Raw genomic sequence first — 26387 nt, forward strand, 5'->3', positions numbered from 1 at the left:
TTATGAAGACTAAAAACACATATATCACCATTCTGTTCTTTGCCTGTACATTGCTCTCAGCTTGCAAAGAGGATTTCCTGGATAGAAAACCGGATGATCAGGTGGACGCCGAGCAGGTTTTTACCCGATACAACAAAACAAACCAGCTCGTTACAGACCTGTACGACAACGCAAAAGGCTCCAACAGCCCGCTCGTGTTCTTTTCTCACTTTTCCACCGCACCGGTAACCGATGAAGCCGAAGGTTCAACCGCCGAGGGAAGTCTTACCAACAAATTCAACAACGGCGACTGGAATGCCAGCGTAATGCCGGCAGGAAGCAGCAGAGGGCAATATTGGTGGAGTTTGTATGAACGGATCAGGAAGGCAAATGTGATCTTGGAAGGTGTCAGAAAATACAAAACGCCAGATAATCCGTTGCAGGCAGGAGATTTGAACAAACGGTTGGGAGAAACCTATTTTCTCCGGGCTTATTTCCATTATCTGGCCGCACGCATGTATGGCGAGGTGGTTTACGTCAACCGGACCATCGGAACGACCGATCCCATGGATTTCAGGCAGGAGTCATTCCATGCCATAGTTGCGAAGATTAATCAGGATTGCGATTCCGCCATGGCGCTGGTGCCTCCAAGCTGGGGCGGTGCCGATTTTGGGCGAGTGGATCAGGGCGCTTGTCTTGGATTAAAGGCCGTAGTGGCCTGGATGGCGGCAACCCCCATGTGGAACGGAGGCACATTCCCTAATGATACGCGTTCGTTTGCCGCCGAATACGCTTTCAATCCGGCACGTTGGAACACGGCAAAAGCAGCTGCAAAGGCTGTCATTGATTTCAAAGTGGAAGGCCGTCAGCGTTATGCATTATATCAGGGCCACGATGCTGCGGATTTCAGAGATGACGCAGGCATTAATAACAACAATTCCAAAGTTCCCGCCAGGCTCTGGGACCTTTATCACAATATGGAAGCGTTCCAGAATGAAGCAGTTTTCTTTGTGACCCGTGATAAAGACAACAATTGGCAGGGGGACATTTACCCGCCAAGCTGGGGCGGAAGCTCCCGTCAAATGCCCGTTCAGGAGCAAGTGGATGAATATGAATATATTGCGCCGGATGGATTTGGTTACCCGGTTTATGCTGCAAGGGCCAAAAAAGATGGCTATGACGATGCCAATCCTTACGAAAGCGTAAAACGCGACCCGCGATTTTACAGGGACATTGTTTATCATGGCTCCACCTTCAAAGGAAAAGTGATCAACACTGCCTCCGGCGCTGACAAAGTAGGCGCAACAAACTCAACGACCACAGGTTATTTCTTGCGTAAAATTTTGCGGGAATCCTGGAACAGGGATAAGAGTTTTTCTATCAGCGGCCCACCGGTCTGGCGCCTTCCCGAGTTCATTTACATTTATTGCGAAGCTGTGAACGAAACCGCCGGGCCCAATGCAGAAATTTATGACTTGCTGAACACGGTCCGCAAAAGAGCATTTATGGCACCGATCCCGGCAGAAGCCAAGGCGAGTAAGGCATTAATGGACGAGTATATCAAACGCGAAAGAAGAGTGGAGCTGTTTTATGAAAACAACCGGATTTGGACAACCCGGCTATATCTGGAACCGAGTTCACCCAAAGAAACCACCAAAGAACAGGCGTGGCAGGGAGCCGGAAGTACAAATGACCAGCGCTCTCAAAAGGCATGGCCTTATCCTAAATCGCAGCGAATGATTAACGGAATGAAGCCGGTTGAAGATCCCGCCGGGAAGATTGTAGTGGAAGGTAAAAAATACAAAATGCAGCGCTACTTCATTGAAAGCCGCGTCTTCGTAACCCCAAGGCATTATTTATTCCCTATCATGCAGGATGAATTACAAAGAACGCCAACCTTGAAGCAGAATCCGGGTTGGTAGGGCGCTACTAACATTGTCACCCTGAGCGGCCCGGTCCGCTCAGGGTGACAGAGTTAGTGACAACTTACTCCTTAATCCCCTTGATATAAGCGATTGTCTGAGGAATCTGCTTCAAATAGGAAGGACTTTCGTCTTCGATAAAATAATGTTTGATCCCCACTTTTTTCGCAGCATTTAATGTGGCTGGAATGTCGATGGAGCCCGTTCCGAGAGCCACATCATTGGTGGTTGGCGTGCCGCCGGACAGGTTACCGACTACACCTTTTTTGAGATCTTTCAGGTGCATTAGCTTCCACCTTGTCGGATATTTAAGAAGTAACTTTGCAGGGTCCTGACCGGGAAATGCCGTCCAAAGCACATCCATTTCAAAATTTACATATTCAGGGTTCGTGTTTTTGACAATATAGTCAAACAATGTTCCGTCTTCGTAAGGCTCGAATTCATAGCCGTGGTTGTGGTAAGTCAGTTCAATGCCCGCTTCTTTCAGTTCCTTGCCTGCCTTGTTGAAGTCGGCGACTGCTTTTTTAGCCGTTTCGAGATCAAATTTGCCTTTGTGAGGAATCCACGCGACCATGACATATTTTGCGCCTAAAACTTTGGCGTCTTTAATCGTCTGCTCGCTGCTTTCAGCCAGTTTGTTGTAATCCGCACCGATCGAGACCATCTTAATGCCGCGCTTGTCCAGCTGCTTACGCAACTCTTCCGTCGTCATGCCTTTGATAGGCCCACCCTCCAATTCTGTAACGCCCAGCGACTTGATCGTATCAAGCGTCGCCTCAATGCCTTTGTCCCAGCTTCCGCGGAATGTGTAAGCCTGCAAGCCGATTGGGTTTGTGTAGACATTGCCCTGCGCAAAGACGGCTTCTTGGCTTAAAAAGGTTGCAGCTGCGAAAAGGCAGGTTTTTAATAGTTTATTCATTTGATAATTTAATTTAATGTTTGTTCTTGATTAGTAGCGTGCTTCGACTTCGCTCAGCATGACAATGCTAATGGACTGTCCGCTCAGCATGACAAGTGTTGGTAATGTTAAGCGCACCACCTTGTCAGGCTGAGCGAAGCCGAAGCCCACCAACTTGCATAAAAGCGAGGACAGTGATGGTTATACTAAAAACCCTCCGCCTTGATCTGCTTTTCGGTAACCTCTCCATATTTCTTCACCGAATCCCGAATCTCACTGGCTTTGCCGATCATAACGAATTGCAACTTGTCTTTCGGGAAGTAAGTAGCAATTATTTCTTTGGTCTTGGCGGTGGTCAAACCGTCGACTTGCGCCTGGAATGTGTTGATGTAACTTTCGTCAAAATTGTAAATATGCATGTCGGTGAGTAGCCTGGCCAGTGCGCCGGCAGACTCGTATGCGGGCGGGAAGCTGCCTTTCACGTATGCCTTGGCCGATTTTAGTATTTCTTCATTAATCCCTGTTTTGTGCAAACTATCCAGGACCTGCAAAGCCATATCCACAGCCGGAACTGTTGTGGAATTTTTGGTAAAAGTGCTGATGGAGAATGTTCCGGCAAATTTGTAACGGGTAAAACCGCTTCTTGCACCATAAGTAAGGCCTGAATTGACCCTTAATGCATCATTCAGCCAGGAAGTAAAGCGGCCGCCAAGGATGGTGTTCACAACCAAAACCGGCACGTAATCGGCTGAATTATAATCAATTCCTTTGCCTGCAATCACGAATGTTGTTTCTCTTGCATCGGGTTTGTCAACCAGCAACACGCGGCTTTTGTCGAATTCCAGGTTTGGCGCAACGCGTTTTACCATACGGTAAGGCGCTGTTTTCCAGGCACCAAACATGGCGGTCATTTTTTTCTTCATATCTGCCGTTTTGAAGTCACCGACAATGGCAATTGCACCCAATCCCGACGTGTAATTGCTTTCGTAAAAGGCTTTTGCGTCGGCTGGGGATAGTTTTTCGATGGATGCAGGCGTGCCGCCGCCGGGTGTTGCGTAGGGGAAATCTTTGAACATAAATGCGTTCATGTAAGCGTTGATCACGGCTCGCGGGCTTTCCTTTTCTCTGACCAGTTCCTGTGTGAGACGTTGCTTATGCTTGTCAAATTCCGTTTTGTCAAAAACCGGGTGCATGATCACCTGCTGAATGATGTCGAAAAGCTTTCCCTGATCTTTGGTTGCGAAAGACGAGGTCAGCCCGGCCAAATCCTTGGCTGCGTAAGTGTTAATGCTCGCGCCCACGAAATCGGTCATTTCTTCAATTTGCGGTTTAGTATATTTTTCAGTGCCAAAAAGCAGTGCATCGGCGGTTATGCCCGCGAGTCCATAACGGTCGCCATCGTTTATAGAACCGGCGTCAAAAACGGCTGATACATTGATTAGCGGGACTTCGTGCTGCTCCATCAGGTAAACCGTCAGGCCATTTTTCAGCTTAAATTTCTCGAAAGGCGGCACTTTGAAATTGTTTTGTGCCGAGGCCGAAAGCGTGAGCAGCGCCAGAAACACAAATAGGATCTTTTTCATATTTCAAATTTTATGAATGATTATCGGTGTGAAGAGGATGTTATTTGGACTTTTCTGGTAGGAGATAACCCACTGTCCGGTTGCGATCCGTAAAATATTTTGCGGCAACGCGCTTAATGTCTTCCACAGTCACTTTTTTATACAAATCCGGCGCTTCGAACATCTTTTTGTAATCCCCAAAAAACACATCATAACTGCCCAGGCTGTTGGCTTTACCATTAATGGTTTCCAATGTGTGATAGAATTCCATGAGCTTCTGATTTTTTACTTTTTGCAACTCTTCATCTTTCACGCCGTTTTTGATAATCATATCAATCTGATTATCAATTGCTTTTTCCAAATCCTGCGCCGAAACATTGTTCCCCGCTATGGCATAGATGATGAAAAGGCTTGGATCGAAACTTTGGTCCGTGAAACTGGAAACATTGGTTGCTAATGTGGAATCCATCACCAGTGACTTGGTAAGTCTTGAAGAATTGCCGGAAGTAAGCAAGCTGCTAAACAAATCCAGTGCATAGAAATCTTCATGTTTCGTTTCGGGCACGTGGTAAGCCATCAGAATGTTTGGCGTCGCGATGTCCTTGTAAGTCGTAACGCGTCTTTCACCATTTTGAGGCGGTTCCACGGTTCTGATTTTGGGTGGTAAACCTCTCGCCGGAATGGGCGCCATATATTGGTCAGCCATTTTTTTGACCTGCTCCAATGTTACATCGCCAACCACAACAACGGTCGCATTATTGGGCGAATAGTACGTTTTAAAATAGTTTTCGAGATCTTCCTGCGTCCAGCTTTTAATGTCCGACTCAAAGCCGATCACCGGAAACATATAAGGATGCTCCTGGAATGCAACAGATTGTACAAGCTCGCCAAGAAGCCGGTAATTGCTGTTTTCCAGACCCGTGCTCCGCTCCGAAAGCACCACGCCACGTTCGCTTTCCACCATTTTGGGATCGATGGATAAGCTGGCAATGCGGTCTGATTCGAGTTTGAAGATGGGTTCTAATGCATCTTTTTGAAACCAGTCGGTGTAAACCGTTACATTTTCCGATGTATAGGCATTATTTGAGCCGCCATTGGCTTCCATAAAACGGTCAAATTCTTTCGGGCCGAAATTTTTGGAACCGTTGAACATCATGTGTTCGAAAAAGTGAGAAAGGCCGGTGATGCCGTGCACTTCATTTCGGGAGCCTACTTTCCAGAACAAATACATGTTGGCATTGGGAATGGATTTGTCTTCGAGCACCAGGAATTTCATCCCGTTGGCCAATGTGAAAGTTTTCACATCTTCCGGCTTGGTTTGCGCAAAAGACATGCCGAAACCAGCCGTCAGCGCTGCGGTCAGCAGAAGTTTCTTTATCATTTGATTAAGCTTCGTTAATTGATGCGTAATGATAGCGATTGGATTTAAATCTATCCACTACTTTTAAGGCTTCCATATCCTAATCCTTTAATTCTTTATGAAAAATAGCCTTTTTAGTCTGCTTATCCTGGTTTGTGTCTGCGTTTTTGAGAATGTTAATGCGTCGGACAAGCCCGCGAAAAAATTTCGTTTCAAGGTGATGACTTACAACATTCACCATTGCAACCCGCCGTCCGCCGGAGACAAAATTGATGTGGAAGCCATTGCAAAGGTTATTAATGCTGAAAAACCCGATTTTGTGGCATTGCAAGAAGTTGATGTGAATACTGAGCGTTCAGGGAAAGGCAAAAATCAGGCGCAGCAATTGGCGGCATTAACCGGAATGAAATTCTATTTTTCCAAAGCCATCGACCACCAGGGCGGTGATTATGGCGTTGCTGTTTTGAGTAAATTCCCGATTGAAGATTCTGTAAGATATGCATTGCCAATCCATGCGGACAAGCCCGAAGAAAACCGGACGGTTGCTGCGATAACCGTTACATTACCCAACAAGCAAAAGGTCATTTTCGCCAGCACACATTTGGGCTTAAAAGAGCCAAACCGGCTTTTACAAGCGGAAACGATCATGGAAAAGTTAGGAAAAACAGAACTTCCCATGATCCTCGCAGGCGATTTCAATGCAGTTCCCGAAAGCCTGGTAATCGCTTATTTTGATAAATATTTTACCAGAACGTGCTCAGATTGCAAACCAACCATTCCCGTAGAAATGCCTAACAAGGCAATCGACTTTATCATGTTTAAGCAAGGAAGCAAGCTGAAAGCATCTGATACACAGGTCATTGACGAAAAATATGCGTCTGATCATTTACCCGTTGTCGCCAGTTTCGAGATCGATTGACACTTCGTCTTTCAGCCACTTTACACGCACAATGCGGCTTTGAACATGATGTTCTTTGAAGAAATGTTGCCAATGTAACTGCCTGGACGACAGGTGATCCGTTGGGGATTTAATTTCGATAAATGCATATTCCGTTTCATTCCAAACCAGTAAGTCGGGAAAGCCTCGCGTGTTTTCCCGCAGGTTTAGAGCAATTTCCATCATCACCAAATGGATCTGCTCCGGGCTTAGCAGCGAAATTAAGACGAGCACTTTTTCCAAAGCGCCTTCATACCAGGGCACGAGGACATTAGTAATGCCATATTTTTCCATGTATGTCTGCGTAACCAGCTCTTCGATAATCTCCCTGGAGTGCGCCGCTTTCAGCCTTTCTTTGAGCTGATCAGCCCTTTTGTAATAAAAATCGGGAAGGAAAAAATCGGTGGGGACGCGTTGCAAGGGATTGTGAATGGTTTGCACATTGGTATCGTAAATCGCATCCCAGAAAAGCAGCCCGAACAATGTGCGCCAGGGCTCATTTTCGCTGAAAAATGCCTGGTAACCACGTTCCCTGTAATAATGTATGGCGCCTAATTCCACCTGGTAGCGATACGTAATGGGCACTTCAATCGCTTCGGCGGCTTTCAATGCTTGGGTAGTGCGCTTAATGATCCGGCTCTTTTTGTTTTTGATCCTTTCATAAAAATCCATGCTGAAATAACGCTCATCAGCATTTTGCGGATTTTCAGCAATTTCTTCACACAATGCCAAAGCTTCATCGATTTCACCCAGATTGTAAAGCAGCCGCACACGCCGTTCCCGGGCTGGCGCATCATTGGTAAGCTGATAAATGCTAAGCGCCTGAGAAAGCATTTTCTTGCGTTCCAACCACGCGCTAACCCTGAGAATGAACGTATTGAATGATGGAATGGCCTTCGGGCTCAGTCCAGTTCCGCTGCCCACGTGCCAGTTCATGAACCAGTCGAAAATGTCTTCGGGAGGCAATGCCGTTTTCAGATCGTCAAAAGTTTCTTTCATGAGCGACACCATTAAGGTATCGTCCACGTCTTTCCGGGTCTCGAATTGAATGGCTAAATGTTGCTCATCGAAGGAATTGAAACGAACGTGTCCCAAATCACGGATCACAAATTCGGTCATGTCCGCATTTCTGTTCCCGAAAAACAGAAATTTCATTACCATCACTTCGGCTTCATAGGAGACTTTTACAACCGGCTCGTGCGCCGTAATGATCTCGCACAATGTTTTGAAATCGTATTCGTGCATAAGCCAGCGCACAAGATCGGGCTTTTTGATGCTTTTGGACGGCATAATGTCCGGCCCCAGGATCTTTGTGAACAGCAAATGCTCCGGCTTGGTGAAGAGCTCCATAATCTCCGAAAAACGAACTTCATGCGCATCACAAAGCGACTCAATGAAGTCTTTTTCCAACAGTTCGTTCAGCACGGCCGGAAGGTCATCTATTTCGGAATAGGAGAGGCTATTGACCCTGAAAAATGATTTGCTGCGGTTGCTGAATCGGATGAAAAGACATTGCGCATCTTCTGACAGCGAGTCGTAATCGTTCAGAAAACGCAGCTCCGTTTCATTCAAAACATGGGCATAGCGCTTCCTGACAAATTCCAGGACGTAACTGAAATATTCGTGATAGTATTTAGGTGGAAGATCCGTCGGAAACTCGATATTCTGCACGTAAGGATTCGGAAGCACTTCGATAAAAACGGATTGTAATGACTTGATCTAAAATTAAAGTTACCAAAATAATGCCTTTTACGTAACAAATTGCGCCTACTTTTTGCGCCTGCGGGCAACTTTTATGGAAAGGATTAAAATTTTGTTAATTCTCATTTTTTTAGAAAAATTGATAGTATAAATTGCATTATACCTATTGCAAATGCCGTAAATTCTTGATATCATAGTATATTATAAAGAAATTGGATTACATTTGCTGCCTATGGAAAACAATTTTACATGCCCATGACAACATTAGATTCGTACGATTTTTCAGGCAAAAAAGCCTTAGTCCGCGTGGACTTTAATGTTCCGCTTAATGACAAATTTGAGATCACGGACGACACCCGGATCAAAGCAACAATCCCTACTATCAGTAAAATTCTTAATGATGGAGGATCTGTCATTCTGATGTCACACCTGGGACGCCCTAAGGACGGACCAACTGAAAAATATTCTCTTAAACACCTTGTTAACCCTTTGTCGCTCATTCTCGGCCGGACTGTAAAGTTTGCTGACGATAGCATCGGGCAAAGCGCCACGGAACTTGCGGGCTCTTTGAATGCGGGTGAAGTTTTGCTGTTGGAAAATCTTCGTTTTTATAAAGAAGAAGAAAAAGGAGATGAAGGTTTTGCAGAAAAGCTTTCGAAGCTGGGAGATGTGTGGGTAATGGACGCTTTTGGAACTGCGCACCGCGCACACGCTTCAACAGCTGTGATCGGCAAGTTTTTCAAAGACAAAGTTTGTGGTTATGTCATGCAGGCTGAACTTGATAATGCAGAAAGACTTTTGGAGCATTCCGAAAGACCTTTCACAGCGATCATGGGCGGTGCCAAAATTTCAGACAAAATATTGATCATCGAGCGACTGATTGATACGGTGGATAACCTGATCATCGGCGGCGGGATGTCTTATACATTTTCAAAAGCACAGGGCGGAAGCATTGGGCAGTCTTTATTAGAGGCTGATAAGCAAGATCTTACGCTTGAATTGGTTAAAAAAGCAAAAGAAAAAGGTGTTAACCTGATCCTTCCGGTTGACACTGTGATTGCCGATAAATTCAGCAATGATGCAGAACGTAAGATTGTTCCAGCAGGCCAGATTCCGGATGATTGGCAGGGGCTGGACATTGGTCCGGAAACCATCAAGATCTTCTCTGAAATCATCAAAAATTCTAAAACAGTTCTTTGGAATGGCCCGATGGGTGTTTTTGAATTCCCGAATTTTGCACAGGGAACGAATGCGATCGCTGAATCAGTGGTTGCCGTTACAGAAGAAAACGATGCATTCTCACTGATCGGTGGTGGTGACTCGGCTTCTGCGATCAACAATGCAGGTTATGGCGACCGTGTAAGTTATGTGTCCACGGGCGGTGGTGCATTGCTCGAATATATGGAAGGCAAAGTGCTTCCAGGCGTTGCTGCACTTGAAGCCTAGGCTTCGGGTTAATAAATAAAGTTTGGTTAAAAAATAAGAAAACCATCTCGCACAGCGCGGGATGGTTTTTCTGCATAACAAACCTAACTAATTTATGAACACGGGTCAGAGTTGACCGGAATTCCTGATTATCCTCCGCTGTTTGCACGTTTCTGAAGATCATCAGAACCCGTGTTGCGCTGGCGAGCGCCTTTTACATTTTGATTACCAAAATTGTAAGTAAATGTGAGTCTGAACTGGCGACTTGGCCATTCCGACTTCACTTTGAAATCGATGTCTTTGTAAATCGCAGTTCCGTTGAACCGGTTGGTCCAGAAAATGTCGTTTACATTGAGACGAATTGTTCCTTTTTTATTCCAAATGTTCTTTTGCAAACCAGCATTCAACATGCCCATCGGCTTCGCTGCATACAATCCGTAAAACGCCCGGCTATTGTACCATCCCGAAAGCTCAGCCGACCATCCTTTTCCAATTGTGAATTGATTGCTCGCATACATGTTCCAGGAAGCCTGCTTGATTTCCAGTTGCTGATCCAGGTAAATCGAGTTGTATGCGTTGTAAACCCCGGTAAAGTTGGCCTGCAAAGTCCACCATTTGGTGAAAGTGACCGGGAACGAAACAGTTAAGCTCACATTATCCTGATTATCCAGGTTATCCGAGGTTACGAACGTTTTGTTCTCAGAAGCAATCTGTTGCGGAAGCTCGTCCGCGATCATATCCTTGATGCGGCTGTAAGCAAGGGTTGTATTGATTTTGCTTTTATAAACGTGGACTAACTGGAATGAATTGGTGTATTGCGGTTTCAGATTCGGATTACCGCGTTGGAAAGTGTAAGGGTCAAGATAAAATTCAAATGGGTTAAGCGATTGGTAATTAGGACGATCAATACGGCGGCTGTAAGAAAGGTTCAGCACATTGTTCGTATCAAGGTTTTGCGACAAGAAAACGCTAGGGAACAGATTGACATAATTACGATCACGTTTCTGATTCAATGTCACCGAGTTTCCGATTGAATGCGTGTGCTCACCGCGTAAGCCAAGCTGATATTTCAGGTTTTTCGTAATGCTTCCGTTGTAATTTACATAGGCTGCATTCACGTTTTCAGTGTATTTGAAGCGGTTAGAACGCGTAGGATCGAGCACCCAGTCATCTGTTTTTGTTTCAAAAACCATGTCGTTATCCGAAGCAACGAAGCTGGTTTTCAAGCCAGTTTCAAACTTTCCTTTGCCCAATGGCTGCGCATAATCGAGTTTGGCAACGCCAATGTTAATGTCGGAAGGCATGTTGTTTCTAACCGTTTCGCGATTGTTTTCCTCCTGACCTTGTGGATTGAAATAACGCGTATCCAGGTTGCTTTTTTTGCTGCCGCTGTAATTCACATAATCCACATCGAATGTCAGTTCTTTGCCTTTATCATTGAACTGATGTTTCAAATTCGCATTTGCGCTCACATTGTTCATCTTTCCACCATTGAACACGTCCGTTCTGAATGTGCGTTGCAGGCTTAGATCTTCGTTCAGGATTCTGGTATTTGTTTGTCCAAACGGGTTGCTCCAGTTGTTATAAAACCCTGAAACGAGCACGCCAACCGTTGTTTTATCCGTAACAAAATAGTCGACACCCGCACGGACATTGTAATATTGAGATTTGTTGATCCGCTCGGTTTTCTGGTCGAAAATGGTCACTTTATCTTCGAACGGGATCTTTCTGTAAATGTCATTGTTGTTAAATCCTTTATTGAAAAAAGCGCCTCCGCTGATGAACGAGCTCAATTTCCCGGCGCGGTGATTTACGGTTGCGGTTGCACTGGAACGTCCGTAGCGTGCATAAGCGGCACCGAGATTAATGTTTCCGTTCGTGCCATAATTCTTGTTGCGTTTCATCTTAATGTTGATGATCCCGGAGTTTCCTGCCGCGTCGTATTTGGCGGAAGGATTGGTGATCAGCTCGATTTTTTCGATGTTGTCGCTGGGCGTATTGCGGAGAAGCGTGATGAGCTCTTGTTGGGATAAAAAAGTCTGTTTTCCATCAATCTGAACGATTACGCCTTCTTTTCCACGTAATTTAAGTTGCTCGTTTTGTTGGTCGACTGTTACGCCCGGAGCGCGTTCCAGGACTTCGAGTGCTGTGGCGCCAGCGGAAACAATGCTGTTTTCCACATTCACAACCGTGCGGTCTATTTGTTGCTCAATGAAAGGTTTTTTTGCAACAACCGTCACTTCGTTCAAGGCTTGCGTGTCGGTTTTTAGAGAAATCGTGGGAAGTGCAACATCGTTGTCATTCACTGCAAATGGTGCACTGTAACTCTTTTGGTAACCGACCATTGAAACCAGCGTAAGAAATTTGCCGACTGGGATTTGATCGAATACAAATTTACCACCATCATCGGCAGCAAGTCCTTTTACCAGAGTGGAATCGCTTGCCTTCAATAACAAAACATTGACAAACGGGAATGGCTGAGACTTTTCGTCGAGGATCGCTCCGAAGACTTTTCCTTTGCCAGTGGGGCTGGAAGCGGTTTGTGCCTGCACAAAAGTTCCAGCCAGTAGCAATGCTACAGTTAGGTTAATTAAAAATTTCATGGCTAATAGATTATGTTCAATGTCCGGCTTAGGTGTATTAACTTCCTTTCCGGTACATTGTAAAAGTAAGTACTTTGTATAACATAGAACCTTAGATTACATAAGTGGTTTTTATGTTATATAAGCGGATGTGTGTGCCTGACTTGCGATTGATAGATACAAAGGGAAGAAAGAAAGTTGCATCAGGCGAGAAAAAAAGTTTAAGTGGCAAAATGCCGTTGCGAATGACAAGTGGCACAAAAAAAGCCGCTTCGTGAGAAGCGGCTTTTGCATTTTATATTAAGTTCCTATCAGGCAAGCTTAACATTGATCGCGTTAAGCCCTTTACGTCCTTCCTGAAGATCAAAAGTAACGTCGTCATTTTCGCGAACTTCGTCAACAAGACCGGAGATGTGTACAAAATAATCCTGTCCTGTTTCTGTGTCTTTAATAAACCCGTAACCTTTTGAGTCATTAAAGAATTTTACTGTTCCTTGATTCATATTAATTATATATTGAAAATTTACGTCAAAGGTAAGGATAAGGCAGCGTTTGTACAAACAAACATTGAAAAAATTAAAATCCGGACAGTCGTAGGGTTTTCAGTCGCTTGCGGAATGATTGAATCCGGTTTTTTGATTTGGGTCAATTCCCCTACATTTGCGTTTTAGATAGCATTTATATGACTGAACAAATTCTGATTTTAGATTTTGGTTCGCAATACACGCAATTAATAGCACGTCGCGTTCGTGAGCTTAATGTTTATTGTGAAATCCATCCTTACAGTAATTTCCCCGATCTCACTCCCAATATCAAAGGTGTAATTCTCTCCGGAAGTCCCTGTTCTGTCCGGGACGCAGATGCACCGCGTATAGATTTGGATCAGTTTCGTAAAATAGTGCCCGTGTTAGGCGTTTGCTATGGTGCGCAGCTGATGGCTCAGGAACTGGGCGGCGACGTAAAACCTTCACAGCATCGCGAATATGGCCGCGCTCGTCTGGTTATCGATGACACGGATTCTTCTTTGCTTGCAGGTTTGTCGGAATCTTCACAGGTTTGGATGTCACACGGCGACACCATCGTTCGTGCTCCGAACGACTTCCACGTCATTGCTTCTACTGAATCAGTGAAAGTGGCTGCATTTAAAATTGAAAATGAACTTACATACGGCATTCAATTCCACCCGGAGGTTACGCATACAACCGAGGGTAAAAAACTGATGTATAATTTTGTAGCCAAAATTTGTGGTTGTAAGCAGGATTGGACGGCCGAATCTTTTGTTGAACAGACTGTCAGCAATCTTCGCAAGAAACTGGGAGATGATAAGGTTGTCATGGCGCTTTCGGGCGGTGTGGATTCCACGGTTGCGGCAACGCTGGTTCACCAGGCAATTGGCTCGAACTTGTATTGCATATTTGTTGATAATGGTCTTTTGCGTAAGGATGAATTTGCAGAAGTGCTTCATTCATACCAGGATATGGGTCTGAATATCAAAGGTGTTGATTCCAAATCACATTTTTACCAATCTCTGAACGGATTGTCAGAACCGGAAGCGAAACGTAAAGCGATTGGAAGATCCTTTATTGACATTTTCGATCAGGAAGCACATTTGATTGAAGAGGTGAAATGGCTGGGTCAGGGAACGATTTATCCGGACGTGATTGAGTCAGTTTCTATCAACGGGCCTTCTGCAACGATCAAATCGCACCATAATGTGGGTGGTTTGCCTGATTTTATGAAGCTCAAAATCGTTGAGCCGCTCAATACACTGTTTAAGGACGAAGTAAGGGCGGTGGGCCGGACGCTTGGCATTGACGAAAAAATACTGGGACGTCATCCTTTCCCGGGTCCCGGACTTGCTATCCGTATTTTGGGAGAAATCACGCCTGAGAAAGTGGCAATTTTACAAGAAGTGGATTCGATATTCATCGGAGGACTTCGGAAATGGAATCTATATAAAGATGTTTGGCAAGCAGGAGCAATGCTTTTGCCTGTGCAGAGTGTGGGTGTAATGGGCGATGAGCGGACGTATGAAAGCGTAGTCGCACTTCGCGCCGTAACTTCTGTGGACGGAATGACGGCCGACTGGGCACATTTACCCTATGACTTCCTGGCAGAGGTTTCCAATGATATCATTAACCGCGTCAAAGGTGTGAACCGCGTTGTTTACGACATTTCGTCGAAACCGCCGGCAACCATTGAATGGGAATAGCAGAAAACGAAAAAAAGCGGACAATGCAAATTGTCCGCTTTTTTAATATCGCTCCGTTAGCGTCAGGATCGCCCGACTCCACGGCTGATTAAGCTTAACACGAATAATACCAGGAATACGAAGAATAGAATTTTAGCAATTCCAGCTGCTCCGGCAGCGATTCCGCCAAAACCAAGCACTCCGGCTATAATAGCCACTATCAGAAATATTACGGTCCATCTTAACATAATTGACAAATGGTTTAAGTTTCTTAATGAAATATGAAAACTATTTTACCAATTATGTGCCAAAAGCCGATGCGCCTTAAAACCTCGGTTTTTATAAGAATTTAAATCAAAAAAGAAGAATTATCACTGATTTTCTGGGGAGAATCATGCCCATTTTTCGACTTTTTCCTATGTAATATCCGAATATTACGCCTTCCCGCACGTTTTCAATCCTGACATAACCAAACGAAAATACTTATCTTGCAAATTAACAAACCTAAAATAGTACGAATGAAGTTGAATTTTGTCGTGTTGTTAATTACTGCTTTCAGTTTGCAGGTTTCAGCACAAAGTGATCGTTGGCAGCAGCGCGTGAAGTATCAGATGGAGGTTGATTTCGACGCCACGAAGCATCAATACAAAGGAAAACAAAAGCTGACATACAGTAATAATTCCCCGGACACGCTCCACAAAGTGTTTTATCATTTATATCTCAACGCATTTCAGCCAGGCAGCCAAATGGACGTTCGCTCCAGAACGATCAGCGACCCGGACCCGCGCGTAAAGGACCGCATTTCAAAATTAGCCCCCTCAGAAATAGGCTATGAAAAAGTGCTCTCTTTAAAGCATAATGGCAAGGCAGTTAAATACGAAGTGGTAGGGACGATTCTGGAAGTAACATTAACGGAAAAGATCCTTCCCAAAACACAGCATACATTTGAAATGGAATTTGAAGCCCAAGTCCCCATCCAGATCCGTCGTACCGGCCGCGACAACTCCGAGGGGATCGACTACTCGATGGCGCAATGGTATCCAAAAATGAGCGAATACGATTATGAAGGATGGCATGCTATCCCGTATATAGGAAGAGAATTTTACGGAGTTTGGGGCGATTTTGATGTGAAGCTGACGATTGATGCTTCCTATGTAGTTGCCGCAACCGGCTATCTGCAAAACCCGGACAAAATTGGTCATGGTTATTCTCAAACACAAGTGAAGCACAAGCCCGGTGATAAACTGACCTGGCATTTCATCGCACCCGAAGTCCATGATTTTATGTGGGCCGCTGACCGCGATTACAAGCACGATGTGGTAAAAGTGGATGACAATCTGGATATGCATTTCTTTTATCAGACAGATACATTAGCCAATGTCTGGAAGGAAATGGAGCCCCTTGCCGTGCGTTGTTTCAAAATCATGAACGAAAAATTCGGGCGCTATCCTTATAAGCAATATTCAGTAATCCAGGGCGGTGATGGCGGGATGGAATACGCGATGGCAACATTAATAACGGGCCGCCAGAACCTGGGCGGATTAGTCAGTGTAACTGTTCATGAATCCATTCACAGCTGGTTCCAGCAAATTTTGGGAACAAATGAATCTAAATATGCCTGGATGGATGAAGGGTTTACAACCTACGCACAGAACATTGTCATGGCTGAATTATTCCCATCACGGCTCGATGCGCAGCGGGGAAGCACGGTCAGTTACCGTAATCTCGCAAAATCAGGTCTGGAAGAACCATTGACAACCCATGCAGATCATTATAATTCCAACCGTGCTTACAGCATTGCCAGTTATTCCAAAGGCGCAGTTTTCCTGAACCAGCTTGGTTACATTATCGGCAAGCAAAAGCTGGACAGCGGCATGAAACGCTATTTTAATGAATGGAAGTTTAAACACCCAAACCCTAATGACCTGAAACGGATCATGGAAAAGGAATCGGGGCTGGAATTGGATTGGTATTTCGAAGACTTTGTGGGAACCACCAAAACCATTGATTATGGAATCAAAGAGGTCGTGGCGAATGCAGCAAAAACAACTGTTGTTTTAGAAAAGATAGGACAAATGCCGATGCCTCTCGATGTGGTGGTGAGCTATAAGGACGGAAGTCAGGAGAACTTCAACATTCCTCTCGAACTCATGCGCGGCGAAAAAACCGAAGCGCTTTATTCCAAAACAACATATTTAAGCGACTGGGGCTGGACTTATCCTGAATATTCATTCTCTATCGACAGAAATCCGGCCGACATTGAAAGAATAGTTATCGACCCAAGCCAGAGAATGGCGGACATTAATCCGGATAATAATACATACCCGTCTATATCCAGAGAGCTGCCGCGGTTTAAGGCAGAGAAAATTGTAAAGTAATAAATGTACATTATTGAAAAGTGGCTTTCTCAATCGGGGAAGTCACTTTTTTTGTTTCTAAAATCTCAACTCTTTTGACATTTTGCCGTAAAATCATTGAGACGGCACGGCAGCACATCGCATAGCAGCTTTCAACTTTCCTAAACATAGTTTGCGGATAGAAAATGTTAATTTTTTAACTAAAACGATCACATCGCTATGCAAAAAAAATACGCACAGAAAATGATTCCGCTTCTGGCCTGCTTTGGCTGCCTCGCGTTCATTACTTTAAAAACCAATCCTTATGACAATCGTGAGAGAACAATTGTTGGGGTGATCAAAGCGGGGTGCTTCGTAGGAGCATCCCGCTTTTTGTTTAGCAGCTAATTTACCTTCCAAACTTAATAGAAGTCCCCACGCGCCAGCCCATTCCTTTAAAATGACTGCCGTGGAACTGAGCGACGGCTTCCAGGCGGATAACGCGCAGAATGTCGTCTATTCCATAAACCGCCTCGGTATAATTGTGGATTGTTGGTGCTCTCAGATAATGCAATTGAAGCGTTTCCGAGATGCCGGTGATCCGTAATGCTTCTATCCGGGTAAGTGCAAATCGCTGCGAAGTCCAGATCGCGTGTGCCTGGAAAAACCAGGAATCTGTACTGTAACGATAAAAGGGCAGCATTCTGAACTGGTCCGGTGGATAAGCATATTGAAAGAAAAACTCATTGCCCATGAAATGTCGGTAATCAGGGAAATACATCTGTTTTCTGCTTAAAAAGCTGCCACCATTCACAAAATATTCCAGATTGCTCCTTGGGCCAAGGCTCAAATTCTGCCTGACCGTTCCTTGCAGCATGGAATAATCCACATCGCCGGCCACGCCAACCCCCCTTTTATAATTTACGCTAAAAGACGGCCCCTTGCTCCTCAAATAACGTTTTTCTCCGTTTCTGATCAGGTATCTTCGCCAGGGACGAAGCGTTGCCGTAAGATCCAGCGTTACTGCATCGTGCTCGGGAAATCCGGTGTCTGACAGTTCCTTGTTTATAGGCCGATTGGGTGTGTAGCTGTATTTGCTCCAAAAGAAAATAGGGCGCGCAGTTTCCTGATTAAAAAGTTCTTCCCTATGCTCGTATTCAACAGCTGCATTAAAGCTCAGGATATCAGCAATGTTGCGCAACGAAAATTCTGCCCGTCCGAACTGCTTTTGATAAAGCTTCATGTAATTGCGGTCGAAAAACCGGGCGCCGATGCTGTTCGGCAATGGGGGAATTGGATTGTTATTATTGATCTGGCTAGCCATTTCACCGCCGGTAAGCAGCAAGCTCCAGTTGTTATTGCCGATCGCAGTTTCCAACTGGCCATAAACGCGCTTACGTCCAAACGAGTATCGAACGAGCGGAGTTACCCTGAAATGGTAGGATTTGCCCCAGCGTTTCTGCCACTCAGTTAAAAAGTTGATCGCGTTACCTTCTACGGTGTTATAACTGATCGAAAGCAATGGACTTTTGAAATAAAATGTTTGGCGCTCGCCAATGGTATAAGTATTTCCCGTAACCAAATGCAAGGGTTTAAATGCAACAGAGTCGGGCCGCGTTTTCTCCCTGATCGAATCCTTAACAACCTTAATGCTATCCTGCAGGACGTAGCTGCTGACTTCGGACTTTGTTAACGGAATGGGCCGTAGTGCTTGCCAATAAGTGGTATCACGCTTATTAGCCATGGAATCGATCACAATTGAATCCTGCCTGACCAGCCGATCGCTGCTGCCTTGCTGTTTATTTTCCTTTTTCTCCTCCTTTTCGTATTCCTTGGTCAATTTCCGGAAGTTTTTTGTAGAAAATTCCTTTTGGTCCTGAATCATTTTTTCCAAATCTTTTTTCCGCTTCGATCCGTCCGCAGGCTTTTCTTTTTTGTGGTCAACGATCACAATGTCTTCCTTCAACCCCGGATCGACGTCAAGCTTTTCGTAAGTCAATGAAACCAGATATCGGAATTCGCCAGCAAAACCCAGGTAACTTCCATCGATTCGAAATTGCTGATTCACCGGAATCCATACATTCTGAACCGGGCTGAAAATCTGTTTAGCCGAAATATTCAATCCGCTGGTTGTCGTTTGCAGATCATAACTATGAATGGCCCAACGATCTTCCAGAATAAAAAGGCTCCCTTTAAAAACGCCTTCACCATAAGCTTTGGGAATCACCTTAATCTTGTTGACCAGTTGTCCCTGATCTTCAAAATAACCTTCATATTCAAACTTGTAATAAGCAAATGCTCTCGGTGAAAGCGGAGAAATCGTCCCTGCAATTTCAGGACTGTATAAGCTGGCAAGAATATACTCGTTGGGAGATGGAATGCTGTTATCGAGGCTGTTTCGCGTTGAAACGATTTTCTGTGTATAACTCGCGGGTCGTCTGTATTTGATTTCGGCAACGCTCTCGTTGAGGATTGCTTTCCCTTCCTGAATGCCTTCTTTTTTAAGCCTGCGCTCGACGAGATAAGGGATTTTTGTAGGTAATGCTGTGCTCCGGGAATAAACCTTGGCAGTGTAACCGCGTAATTGCAGTTGATGGAAACGCGCTTTTGCAATTGCGCGCCGCATTATACTGTAAGCAGGATCTTCCTTGCCTTTGCCGATGGTCGCTTCCTGTAAATTGAGTGCATGCTCCTCCAGGACAATGTTCAGTTCTGTAAAGTCGCTGCCAATCGTAACGTTTTTGGAAGTGCTTTTAAACCCCAGATATTGAAAAATAATCTCATAACTTCCCGGCGCCAAACTGAATTCATAAGCACCTTCTTCATTGGCCATGGTTCCGTTACTGGTCCCCTTAACTGCAATTCCAGCATAGGGAAGCGCTTCGCCTTTGTTGGTCATAATGCGTCCTTTGATTCCGCCGGCGATTAATTGGGGTTGTAGTCCAACAAAAAGTATCACGAGTAACAATAGGCGCATAGAGGGGTCTGTCATTTAGTTGCAATAAGCACAAATTCAACGAAATTACTGTTTCGTTATGCTTACGCACTATATAACCGTACCAATGCATTAAACGCAAAGAAAAAAGCAGTGAACGAACCACGTCGCACACTGCTTTTTAGATCCAATAGCAGGTTAGTCACATTGGCCGTCAACCGTGCAATTCGCACCGTCTGCCAGAGAAATCAATGGTTCGGGGTTTGCCTTTTCCCATTCTGAAAATGATTTTTCCAAAGCGCCTAGAAACGTCTCCGGCTGTTGTGCGCCTGAAACGGCATATTTGCGGTCTAATACAAAAAAGGGAACGCCGCGCGCACCCACTTGCTGCGCTTCATAAATGTCATGACGAACTTGCTCACTGAACCGGGTGGTTTCCAGGACAGACTTTAATTCAGCCACATCAAGTCCGATTGCTGAACCCAGGTCAAGCAAAGTTTCCTTATCGGCCGTGTTTTTTCCATCAGTGAAGTAAGCCTTGAATAATTGCTCTTCAGCCTCGTCGCCTTTTCCCTGGGTTTTTGCATATTGTACAAACCGGTGCGCATCGAATGAATTCGCAACAACGGCCTTATCCATATTATATTCCAAACCCACTTCGGCTGCAATCGAAGTCACATGATCATTCATTTGGGCTGCATATTCAGGCGTCCAGCCTTTCACTTCCGCCAGATAATCGTTGATGGTTCTTCCTGGCTCCGTTTTCATGGCCGGGTTAAGCTGGAAGCTTTTCCATTCCACCTGAATCTTTTCTTTTTGAGGAAACTGTTCCAATGCCTTTTCAAACTTCCGTTTGCCTATGTAGCAAAAAGGACACATTACATCACTCCATATTTCAACTTTCATCATATCAGTCAGTTAGTTCAATTAATGATCTGTTGCCGCGGACTTATTGCTGGCGCTTATCAGATCGAAATAAAAAGCTCCTCGTGCGATCTTCTTACCTTTTTCGCTTTTGACAAACCATCATTTTCAGCGTCGCGGTAACCCAATGTCATGATAACAACACTTTTCAATCCTTTTTCGGTCAAACCTAAAATTTCATCCAGTTTGGCGTTATTAAAACCTTCCATAGGCGTTGCATCCACGTGTTCCGTAGCCGCCGCAACCAGCGCGTGTCCTAATGCAATGTAAGCCTGCCTTGCCGCCCAGTTGAAATTCCCTTCATCTGAACGCGCCTGGACGCTGTTGGTAACATTCTCCTGGAATTTTGACAACGATTCCACAGAAATCCCACGTGTCGTTGCAATCAGATTCATATACTCGCTGATTTGCGCGGCTGTAATTTTGTCCCAGGCTGCAAAAACAAGCAGATGTGATGCGTCCGGAATCTGCGGCTGCGGAGCGGCTTCCTTAAAAATCCTGTTTTTCGTTTCCTGGTCACTGATCACAACGATGTTATAGGGTTGTAAGCCAGCAGAAGAAGGGGATAACTTGATGGCTTCCAGTATCGTATTCAATTTCTCCTGTGGAACTGCCTGTCCATTCATTCTTTTAGCAGCATATCTCCAGTTTAGGTCTTCTATAAGATTATTCATTTCAAATATTTTGTTAAATTCGATGTGCAAACTTAAATAAATAAACTATACATTTGTAAGTACTATACCAAAGGATAGCTTAAAAAGTTCACTCATGGAAGCAGCAGACGTAGAAGTCACAGCAAAAAAAGCCCCCCACACCTACGGAGAATGCACGAAAAGCATGCTGCCGGTCCGCGATGCATTGGCAGTGCTAAGCGGAAAGTGGAAATTGCCGATCATCATTTCCCTCATCTTCGGAAACAAACGTTTCTCCCAAATAGCCAAAGAAATTCCTGGCATTACAGATAAAATGTTGTCGAAAGAACTAAGAGACCTGGAAGCCAACTGCCTCGTTAAAAGAACAGTCTACGATTCCATTCCGGTGGTTGTGGAATATACATTAACTGATTACGGCCACACATTAAAGCCGGTGATCGAGGTGCTGCGGAATTGGGGAGTAGCGCATAGGGATCGAATTATGCATTTGTAGACCGAATAGTAACCAATTTTTAAAGCAGCTGACTCTCTGGAAAAGTTTGAAATTTGACACAAAAAAAGCAACCCTCGCAGGTTGCTTTTCCTCAAATTAAAATCAAAAACTCAGCCAAAAAATCATCCCAGCTGATTAATACAATTCAAATCCTCAAACGCCAGTTTCAGACGTTGGATCATGCTTTCTTCGCCTTTGCGTAACCATACGCGTGGGTCGTAGTATTTTTTGTTTGGCGAATCCGGGCCATTTGGATTGCCTAGTTGCGTTTGCAGAAAGCCTTCGTTTTCTTTGTAATATTTCAAAAGACCTTCCCAGGTTGACCATTGCATATCGGTGTCAATGTTCATTTTGATGGCTCCGTATTCAATCGCTTCGCGGATTTCTTCGCGGGAAGAGCCTGATCCTCCGTGGAATACGAAGTTAACGGGCAATTCAGCAGTTCCGAATTTCTCCTGGATAAATTGCTGTGAGTTGCGAAGGATTTTCGGTTCAAGCTTCACATTTCCCGGCTTGTAAACACCGTGAACATTACCGAATGCTGCTGCAATGGTGAAATTTGGTGAGATTTTAGAAAGCTCTTCGTATGCGTAAGCAACTTCTTCCGGCTGCGTATAAAGTTTAGAGCTGTCCACGTCGCTGTTGTCAACGCCATCTTCCTCCCCACCTGTTACACCCAATTCAATTTCAAGTGTCATGCCGATTTTGGCCATACGCTCGAAGTATTTTGCCGAAATTTCGATGTTTTCTTCAATCGGTTCTTCCGAAAGGTCCAGCATGTGAGAGCTGTACAGTGGAATGCCATGTTGGTCGAAATAACGTTCGCCTGCGTCCAGAAGGCCGTCGATCCAAGGGAGCAATTTTTTTGCGCAGTGGTCTGTGTGCAAAATTACGGGAATGCCGTAAAGTGCAGCCATTTGGTGGACGTGCATTGCGCCGGAAATTCCACCTGCAATTGCAGCCTGCTGATCCGTGTTTGAAAGACTTTTTCCAGCATAAAATATAGCTCCGCCATTTGAAAACTGAATGATAACGGGGCTGTTAACCGCTTTGGCAGTTTCAAGAACTGCATTTACTGAGTTGGTTCCAACCACGTTAACCGCCGGAAGGGCATAGTTATTTTCGTTGGCGTGGCGGAAAATTTCGCTAACTCCGTCACCGGTTACAACACCGGGCGCAAAGCGTTTTGTAGTTTCGCTCATAGTAATAAAGAATATTTTTTCAAGAATAAATTTTACAATTCAGATATAAAAAATGAACTGCGCGGGAATCCCTGCAAGTTAGGTATTTTACAGAAAATGGAGGAAAGATCAAGGGTATATTATGCTTTATGACGAAGATTAATCTATCTATAATCGTTTTGGCGCAATCTGCGTATCTTTGAAAATGATTGAATTTGCAGGCATCGGCTTGCATGATTGTATGACGAAAGCATTATTAATGAATTCCAAACTGACCAGGACGATCCTGATTGCCCTCGCACTGGGCTTTTTTGTAGTGTGGGTCCTCGAATTTCGGCGGACAACCATGTTCGAAAGTTACTGGCTGCTTTTGCTTGCCATTATGTGCTTGTTAATGTTCCAGTTCAGCAGGTTAAAAGCTTCGTTACTAGCCAAAAAAGAAGCCGAAATGAAGGTTGATATAAAAAAGAACAAGCCGGTTAAAACATCAAAAAAATGAGCATGCTATTTCTGGGTTTGACGGTCGTTTTCTTTATCCTTGCAGGTTATTATGGGGCTGTGCGCTCTGTTTTGCTGGATGTTTCCATAGACCGTTATTCCTTGCGCCACGAAAAATCCGAGGAAGTTTATCAAACATTATACTGGCGCAGGATCCTTCGTATGATCCGCTTGCTAACCGTTGCATTAGGCTGTTTTTGGGCGATAGCAGCGTTTTATCCGGTCCTTTTGGTGGATCTGGGCGTTCATGAAGGCGCATTGGTAGCCGGTATGTTTGCCGTTTTAATCGTGGTCTGGATGGCGAGTTATTCCAGCTGGGTGAAAATCGGGCGTGCTTTTCCGGAGGCACTGGACCTTTCCGCATTCCCCGTTCGCGTCGCAGAATGGGTCATTACGCCGTTATATTGGGTTGTTGAGCCATTTGTAAAAGAAAATATTCTATCGCCTTCGCTGCGCGATGATGCGGCCTCTGCGGACGATCCCGACTTTGATGACCACAGCATTGAGGAAAGAATGTTTATCAATGCGTTGGATTTCAAAGATTTGCGTATCAGGGATTGTATGATTCCCCGAACGGAAATTTCGGCGGTGAATGTGAATGCAAGCATTGAGGACTTGCGGACGGCATTCCTGACGAGCGGCCATTCCAAAATCATCGTGCACCGCGAGTCGGTTGATGAGGTTTTGGGTTATTGTCATGCATTATCCCTTTTCAAAAAGCCAAAAGAGATCAGTAACATTATCACGCCGATCCTGATCGTGCCGGAAGCAATGCCTGCAAGTGATCTTATGCTCCGCTTTTTAGAGGAAAGAAGAAGTCTGGCATTGGTTGTGGATGAGTTTGGAGGAACGTCGGGACTGGTAAGTGTGGAAGACGTCGTAGAACAAATTTTTGGTGAAATTCAGGATGAATATGACTCCACCGAAGACTGGACGGAGCGTAAACTGGACGATGATAGTTACATTCTGAGCGCCCGGCATGAGCTGGATTATTTAAACGAAAAATACGGATGGGAGCTTCCGGAAGGCGATTATGATACATTAGCCGGGATGGTGATCGACTATTTTGGCGACTTGCCGGAAGTGAATGAAACGGTGAGCATTCCGCCTTACGCATTCCAGGTCGTTTCTATGCAGGACACGCGCATTGAACTCGTCAGATTAACCATTGAAGAAAGAGAGAAGAAAAGCGAAAAAAGTTAACAGATTCATAAGAACAATTAATCAATCCAATGAAAGTAAATACATTATCAAGTTTTCTGTTAACGACAATATTCTTTTTGCCCCATTTATTATTAGCTCAAAAGTCAGATTTAAAAAGTCAGCTGGAAAGCATTACCAGACAAGTTGACGGCATTGCAGGCGTTGCCATCCAGGATCTTCAAGGCAAGGAAACCATTATCCTGAATGCAGATCACAAATTTCCAATGCTCAGCTCTTTCAAATTCCCCATCGCGATGGCCGTTCTGGATCAGGTTGATAAAGGGAAATTATCGCTAAACCAGAAATATCACCTCACCAAAGAAGACGTTCAGCTCAAAACTTACAGCCCGCTGCGGGACAAATATCCGGATGGAAATGTCGATCTGACCATTGCAGATCTGCTGGCTAGCATGGTTTCATTGAGTGACAACATTGCCTGCGACATTCTCTTCAAACTGGCTGGCGGAACAAAACCGGTTCAGGATTATGTGCACGGTTTGGGCGTAAAGGACATTGCTATCGTTGCCAATGAAGAGCAAATGGGGCAGGACTGGAATGTTCAGTATACCAATTGGTGCAAGCCGGGTGCTATGCTGCAATTGCTGGAAATTTTTCATAAAGGAAAAAATCTTTCTAAAACCAGCCAGGATTTTTTATCCAAAATCATGATCGACGGACCTACTGGCATGAACCGGATCAAAGGCCAGTTGCCTAAAGATGCCATTGTCGCTCATAAAACGGGCACTTCCGGCACGAATGACAAAGGCATGATGGCCGCCGTAAATGACGTCGGCATTGTCAAAATGCCAAATGGTAAAGTTTTGCGATTGTATTGTTCGTCTCCAATTCAACGGCTGATCTGAAAGCGATCGAATCGGTTATGGCGCAGGTTTCCAAGGCAGCATTTGAGCATTATGCATCAAAATAGGAGGTTTTGTGGCTCGTTTTATTATTAAGTTTTTGAAAAGTGCAGATATCGGTTGAGAAAATAGGGAAAAAATTTGTGAAGGAATGGATTGTCCGCAATGCTACTTTTGAGCTCGCAGCCGGACAACAATATACATTTGTAGGGCCGAATGGCAGTGGGAAATCAACGTTATTGCAGTTGCTGACGGGCATTATGCCTGTTTCTGAGGGTACAATTAAATATATCACTACAGCGGGAAAGGAAGTCGAAGTGGATCATTGGTATAAACATCTGGTCGTAGCGGCGCCTTATCTCGAACTGATCGAAGAGTTTACATTGCGCGAGCTGATCCAATTTCACAGCAAGTTCAAGCCATTCAAAAACGGGATTACATTCAAAGATTTCGAGGATTTTATTCAGTTGCCGCATGCAAGCGGGAAAACGCTCCGTCATTTTTCTTCCGGCATGAAACAGCGCGTGAAGCTGGGTCTCGCTTTCATGTCCGACGTCCCCGTTATTTTCTTAGACGAACCTACAACCAATCTGGATGTTCCGGGCATCAACTGGTATCTCGATCACGTGGTCCATCACACACAAAATCAGCTTGTTTTGCTAGGTTCGAACGTGAAACAGGAATACGAATTTTGTGAAAATATCATTTCAGTTTCTGCGTTCAAATAGAAACACAGCGGAGCCAAAT

At 44.7% G+C, this 26387-nt stretch carries 21 protein-coding genes; 10 read left to right on the forward strand and 11 right to left on the reverse strand.

Going from position 1 to position 26387, the window contains the following annotated elements; genetic code table 11:
* Positions 1 to 2: 2 nt before the first annotated feature.
* A complete protein-coding gene (locus tag MUK70_RS29460; protein ID WP_234657990.1) occupies positions 3 to 1901 on the forward strand; it encodes a RagB/SusD family nutrient uptake outer membrane protein in 1899 nt (632 codons plus the stop codon).
* A 64-nt stretch (positions 1902 to 1965) separates the two neighbouring features.
* Here MUK70_RS29460 and MUK70_RS29465 read toward each other — a convergent pair whose 3' ends face one another.
* The 3 genes from MUK70_RS29465 to MUK70_RS29475 form a co-directional block, all read right to left on the reverse strand.
* Positions 1966 to 2820, reverse strand: a complete 855-nt coding sequence (locus MUK70_RS29465; RefSeq protein ID WP_234657991.1) for a sugar phosphate isomerase/epimerase family protein — start codon at positions 2818 to 2820, stop codon at positions 1966 to 1968.
* Positions 2821 to 3005: 185 nt separating this feature from the next.
* Complete coding sequence (locus MUK70_RS29470) at positions 3006 to 4382, reverse strand: M16 family metallopeptidase (protein WP_234657992.1); 1377 nt, start codon at positions 4380 to 4382, stop codon at positions 3006 to 3008.
* 40 nt (positions 4383 to 4422) lie between these two features.
* The gene (locus tag MUK70_RS29475; protein ID WP_234603711.1) at positions 4423 to 5742 is read right to left on the reverse strand and encodes a M16 family metallopeptidase; all 1320 of its coding nucleotides are present in this window, start codon (positions 5740 to 5742) and stop codon (positions 4423 to 4425) included.
* Between the two features lie 97 nt (positions 5743 to 5839).
* Between MUK70_RS29475 and MUK70_RS29480 the strand changes: the two genes are divergently transcribed.
* A complete protein-coding gene (locus MUK70_RS29480; RefSeq protein WP_234657993.1) occupies positions 5840 to 6640 on the forward strand; it encodes an endonuclease/exonuclease/phosphatase family protein in 801 nt (266 codons plus the stop codon).
* On the opposite strand, the gene MUK70_RS29485 is transcribed toward MUK70_RS29480, so the two are convergent.
* Positions 6608 to 8347, reverse strand: coding sequence for a VRR-NUC domain-containing protein (locus MUK70_RS29485; RefSeq protein WP_234657994.1), 1740 nt, complete (start codon positions 8345 to 8347; stop codon positions 6608 to 6610). The two genes, MUK70_RS29480 and MUK70_RS29485, sit on opposite strands and share 33 nt — an antisense overlap.
* A gap of 267 nt (positions 8348 to 8614) precedes the next feature.
* Here MUK70_RS29485 and MUK70_RS29490 point away from each other — a divergent pair, with 267 nt between their 5' ends.
* Positions 8615 to 9805, forward strand: a complete 1191-nt coding sequence (locus tag MUK70_RS29490) for a phosphoglycerate kinase (protein WP_234657995.1) — start codon at positions 8615 to 8617, stop codon at positions 9803 to 9805.
* Between the two features lie 128 nt (positions 9806 to 9933).
* Here MUK70_RS29490 and MUK70_RS29495 read toward each other — a convergent pair whose 3' ends face one another.
* A complete protein-coding gene (locus MUK70_RS29495) occupies positions 9934 to 12387 on the reverse strand; it encodes a TonB-dependent receptor (protein WP_234657997.1) in 2454 nt (817 codons plus the stop codon).
* A gap of 290 nt (positions 12388 to 12677) precedes the next feature.
* Positions 12678 to 12869: a cold-shock protein gene (locus MUK70_RS29500; RefSeq protein ID WP_026628253.1), complete on the reverse strand. Its 192-nt coding sequence runs from the start codon at positions 12867 to 12869 to the stop codon at positions 12678 to 12680.
* Between the two features lie 179 nt (positions 12870 to 13048).
* Here MUK70_RS29500 and guaA point away from each other — a divergent pair, with 179 nt between their 5' ends.
* Entirely contained in the window at positions 13049 to 14578 is a 1530-nt protein-coding gene (gene guaA / locus MUK70_RS29505) for a glutamine-hydrolyzing GMP synthase (RefSeq protein WP_234657998.1), read from the forward strand.
* Positions 14579 to 14640: 62 nt separating this feature from the next.
* On the opposite strand, the gene MUK70_RS29510 is transcribed toward guaA, so the two are convergent.
* The gene (locus MUK70_RS29510; protein ID WP_026628251.1) at positions 14641 to 14805 is read right to left on the reverse strand and encodes a DUF1328 family protein; all 165 of its coding nucleotides are present in this window, start codon (positions 14803 to 14805) and stop codon (positions 14641 to 14643) included.
* Between the two features lie 270 nt (positions 14806 to 15075).
* On the opposite strand from MUK70_RS29510, the gene MUK70_RS29515 reads away from it, so the two are divergent.
* Positions 15076 to 16935, forward strand: coding sequence for a M1 family metallopeptidase (locus tag MUK70_RS29515; protein WP_234657999.1), 1860 nt, complete (start codon positions 15076 to 15078; stop codon positions 16933 to 16935).
* Between the two features lie 367 nt (positions 16936 to 17302).
* On the opposite strand, the gene MUK70_RS29520 is transcribed toward MUK70_RS29515, so the two are convergent.
* The 3 genes from MUK70_RS29520 to MUK70_RS29530 all read right to left on the reverse strand — a co-directional run bounded on the left by MUK70_RS29520 (position 17303) and on the right by MUK70_RS29530 (position 21426).
* On the reverse strand, positions 17303 to 19870 hold the full coding sequence (locus MUK70_RS29520) for a DUF5686 and carboxypeptidase regulatory-like domain-containing protein (protein WP_234658000.1): 2568 nt from the start codon (positions 19868 to 19870) through the stop codon (positions 17303 to 17305).
* A gap of 156 nt (positions 19871 to 20026) precedes the next feature.
* Positions 20027 to 20734: a DsbA family oxidoreductase gene (locus MUK70_RS29525; protein WP_234658055.1), complete on the reverse strand. Its 708-nt coding sequence runs from the start codon at positions 20732 to 20734 to the stop codon at positions 20027 to 20029.
* A 59-nt stretch (positions 20735 to 20793) separates the two neighbouring features.
* Positions 20794 to 21426: an NAD(P)H-dependent oxidoreductase gene (locus MUK70_RS29530; RefSeq protein ID WP_234658001.1), complete on the reverse strand. Its 633-nt coding sequence runs from the start codon at positions 21424 to 21426 to the stop codon at positions 20794 to 20796.
* A 94-nt stretch (positions 21427 to 21520) separates the two neighbouring features.
* On the opposite strand from MUK70_RS29530, the gene MUK70_RS29535 reads away from it, so the two are divergent.
* Positions 21521 to 21898 carry a winged helix-turn-helix transcriptional regulator gene (locus tag MUK70_RS29535; RefSeq protein ID WP_234658002.1) on the forward strand — a complete coding sequence of 126 codons (378 nt, stop codon included), beginning with the start codon at positions 21521 to 21523 and terminating at the stop codon, positions 21896 to 21898.
* A 122-nt stretch (positions 21899 to 22020) separates the two neighbouring features.
* On the opposite strand, the gene fbaA is transcribed toward MUK70_RS29535, so the two are convergent.
* The gene (fbaA, locus tag MUK70_RS29540; protein WP_234603696.1) at positions 22021 to 23100 is read right to left on the reverse strand and encodes a class II fructose-bisphosphate aldolase; all 1080 of its coding nucleotides are present in this window, start codon (positions 23098 to 23100) and stop codon (positions 22021 to 22023) included.
* A 184-nt stretch (positions 23101 to 23284) separates the two neighbouring features.
* Here fbaA and MUK70_RS29545 point away from each other — a divergent pair, with 184 nt between their 5' ends.
* The 4 genes from MUK70_RS29545 (at position 23285) to MUK70_RS29560 (ending at position 26368) form a co-directional block, all read left to right on the forward strand.
* The gene (locus MUK70_RS29545) at positions 23285 to 23578 is read left to right on the forward strand and encodes a hypothetical protein (RefSeq protein WP_234603695.1); all 294 of its coding nucleotides are present in this window, start codon (positions 23285 to 23287) and stop codon (positions 23576 to 23578) included.
* Positions 23575 to 24780 (forward strand): hemolysin family protein, encoded by a 1206-nt coding sequence (locus MUK70_RS29550; protein WP_234603694.1) that lies wholly within the window; start codon positions 23575 to 23577, stop codon positions 24778 to 24780. Before MUK70_RS29545 ends, MUK70_RS29550 begins: the two co-directional genes overlap by 4 nt.
* Positions 24781 to 24809: 29 nt before the next feature.
* Positions 24810 to 25643: a class A beta-lactamase gene (gene bla, locus MUK70_RS29555; RefSeq protein WP_244784574.1), complete on the forward strand. Its 834-nt coding sequence runs from the start codon at positions 24810 to 24812 to the stop codon at positions 25641 to 25643.
* Between the two features lie 104 nt (positions 25644 to 25747).
* Positions 25748 to 26368, forward strand: coding sequence for an ABC transporter ATP-binding protein (locus MUK70_RS29560; protein WP_234658004.1), 621 nt, complete (start codon positions 25748 to 25750; stop codon positions 26366 to 26368).
* Positions 26369 to 26387 lie beyond the last annotated feature (19 nt).

Source organism: Dyadobacter chenwenxiniae, from assembly GCF_022869785.1.
Taxonomy (GTDB): Bacteria; Bacteroidota; Bacteroidia; order Cytophagales; family Spirosomataceae; genus Dyadobacter; species Dyadobacter chenwenxiniae.

Bases quoted from the DNA above. Each gene is read 5' to 3' on its own strand.
- MUK70_RS29460 (WP_234657990.1), top strand. From the start codon at position 3: ATGAAGACTAAAAACACATATATCACCATTCTGTTCTTTGCCTGTACA.
- MUK70_RS29465 (WP_234657991.1), bottom strand. From the start codon at position 2,820: ATGAATAAACTATTAAAAACCTGCCTTTTCGCAGCTGCAACCTTTTTA.
- MUK70_RS29470 (WP_234657992.1), bottom strand. From the start codon at position 4,382: ATGAAAAAGATCCTATTTGTGTTTCTGGCGCTGCTCACGCTTTCGGCC.
- MUK70_RS29475 (WP_234603711.1), bottom strand. From the start codon at position 5,742: ATGATAAAGAAACTTCTGCTGACCGCAGCGCTGACGGCTGGTTTCGGC.
- MUK70_RS29480 (WP_234657993.1), top strand. From the start codon at position 5,840: ATGAAAAATAGCCTTTTTAGTCTGCTTATCCTGGTTTGTGTCTGCGTT.
- MUK70_RS29490 (WP_234657995.1), top strand. From the start codon at position 8,615: ATGACAACATTAGATTCGTACGATTTTTCAGGCAAAAAAGCCTTAGTC.
- MUK70_RS29495 (WP_234657997.1), bottom strand. From the start codon at position 12,387: ATGAAATTTTTAATTAACCTAACTGTAGCATTGCTACTGGCTGGAACT.
- MUK70_RS29500 (WP_026628253.1), bottom strand. From the start codon at position 12,869: ATGAATCAAGGAACAGTAAAATTCTTTAATGACTCAAAAGGTTACGGG.
- guaA (WP_234657998.1), top strand. From the start codon at position 13,049: ATGACTGAACAAATTCTGATTTTAGATTTTGGTTCGCAATACACGCAA.
- MUK70_RS29510 (WP_026628251.1), bottom strand. From the start codon at position 14,805: ATGTTAAGATGGACCGTAATATTTCTGATAGTGGCTATTATAGCCGGA.
- MUK70_RS29515 (WP_234657999.1), top strand. From the start codon at position 15,076: ATGAAGTTGAATTTTGTCGTGTTGTTAATTACTGCTTTCAGTTTGCAG.
- MUK70_RS29520 (WP_234658000.1), bottom strand. From the start codon at position 19,870: ATGCGCCTATTGTTACTCGTGATACTTTTTGTTGGACTACAACCCCAA.
- MUK70_RS29525 (WP_234658055.1), bottom strand. From the start codon at position 20,734: ATGAAAGTTGAAATATGGAGTGATGTAATGTGTCCTTTTTGCTACATA.
- MUK70_RS29530 (WP_234658001.1), bottom strand. From the start codon at position 21,426: ATGAATAATCTTATAGAAGACCTAAACTGGAGATATGCTGCTAAAAGA.
- MUK70_RS29535 (WP_234658002.1), top strand. From the start codon at position 21,521: ATGGAAGCAGCAGACGTAGAAGTCACAGCAAAAAAAGCCCCCCACACC.
- fbaA (WP_234603696.1), bottom strand. From the start codon at position 23,100: ATGAGCGAAACTACAAAACGCTTTGCGCCCGGTGTTGTAACCGGTGAC.
- MUK70_RS29545 (WP_234603695.1), top strand. From the start codon at position 23,285: ATGATTGAATTTGCAGGCATCGGCTTGCATGATTGTATGACGAAAGCA.
- MUK70_RS29550 (WP_234603694.1), top strand. From the start codon at position 23,575: ATGAGCATGCTATTTCTGGGTTTGACGGTCGTTTTCTTTATCCTTGCA.
- bla (WP_244784574.1), top strand. From the start codon at position 24,810: ATGAAAGTAAATACATTATCAAGTTTTCTGTTAACGACAATATTCTTT.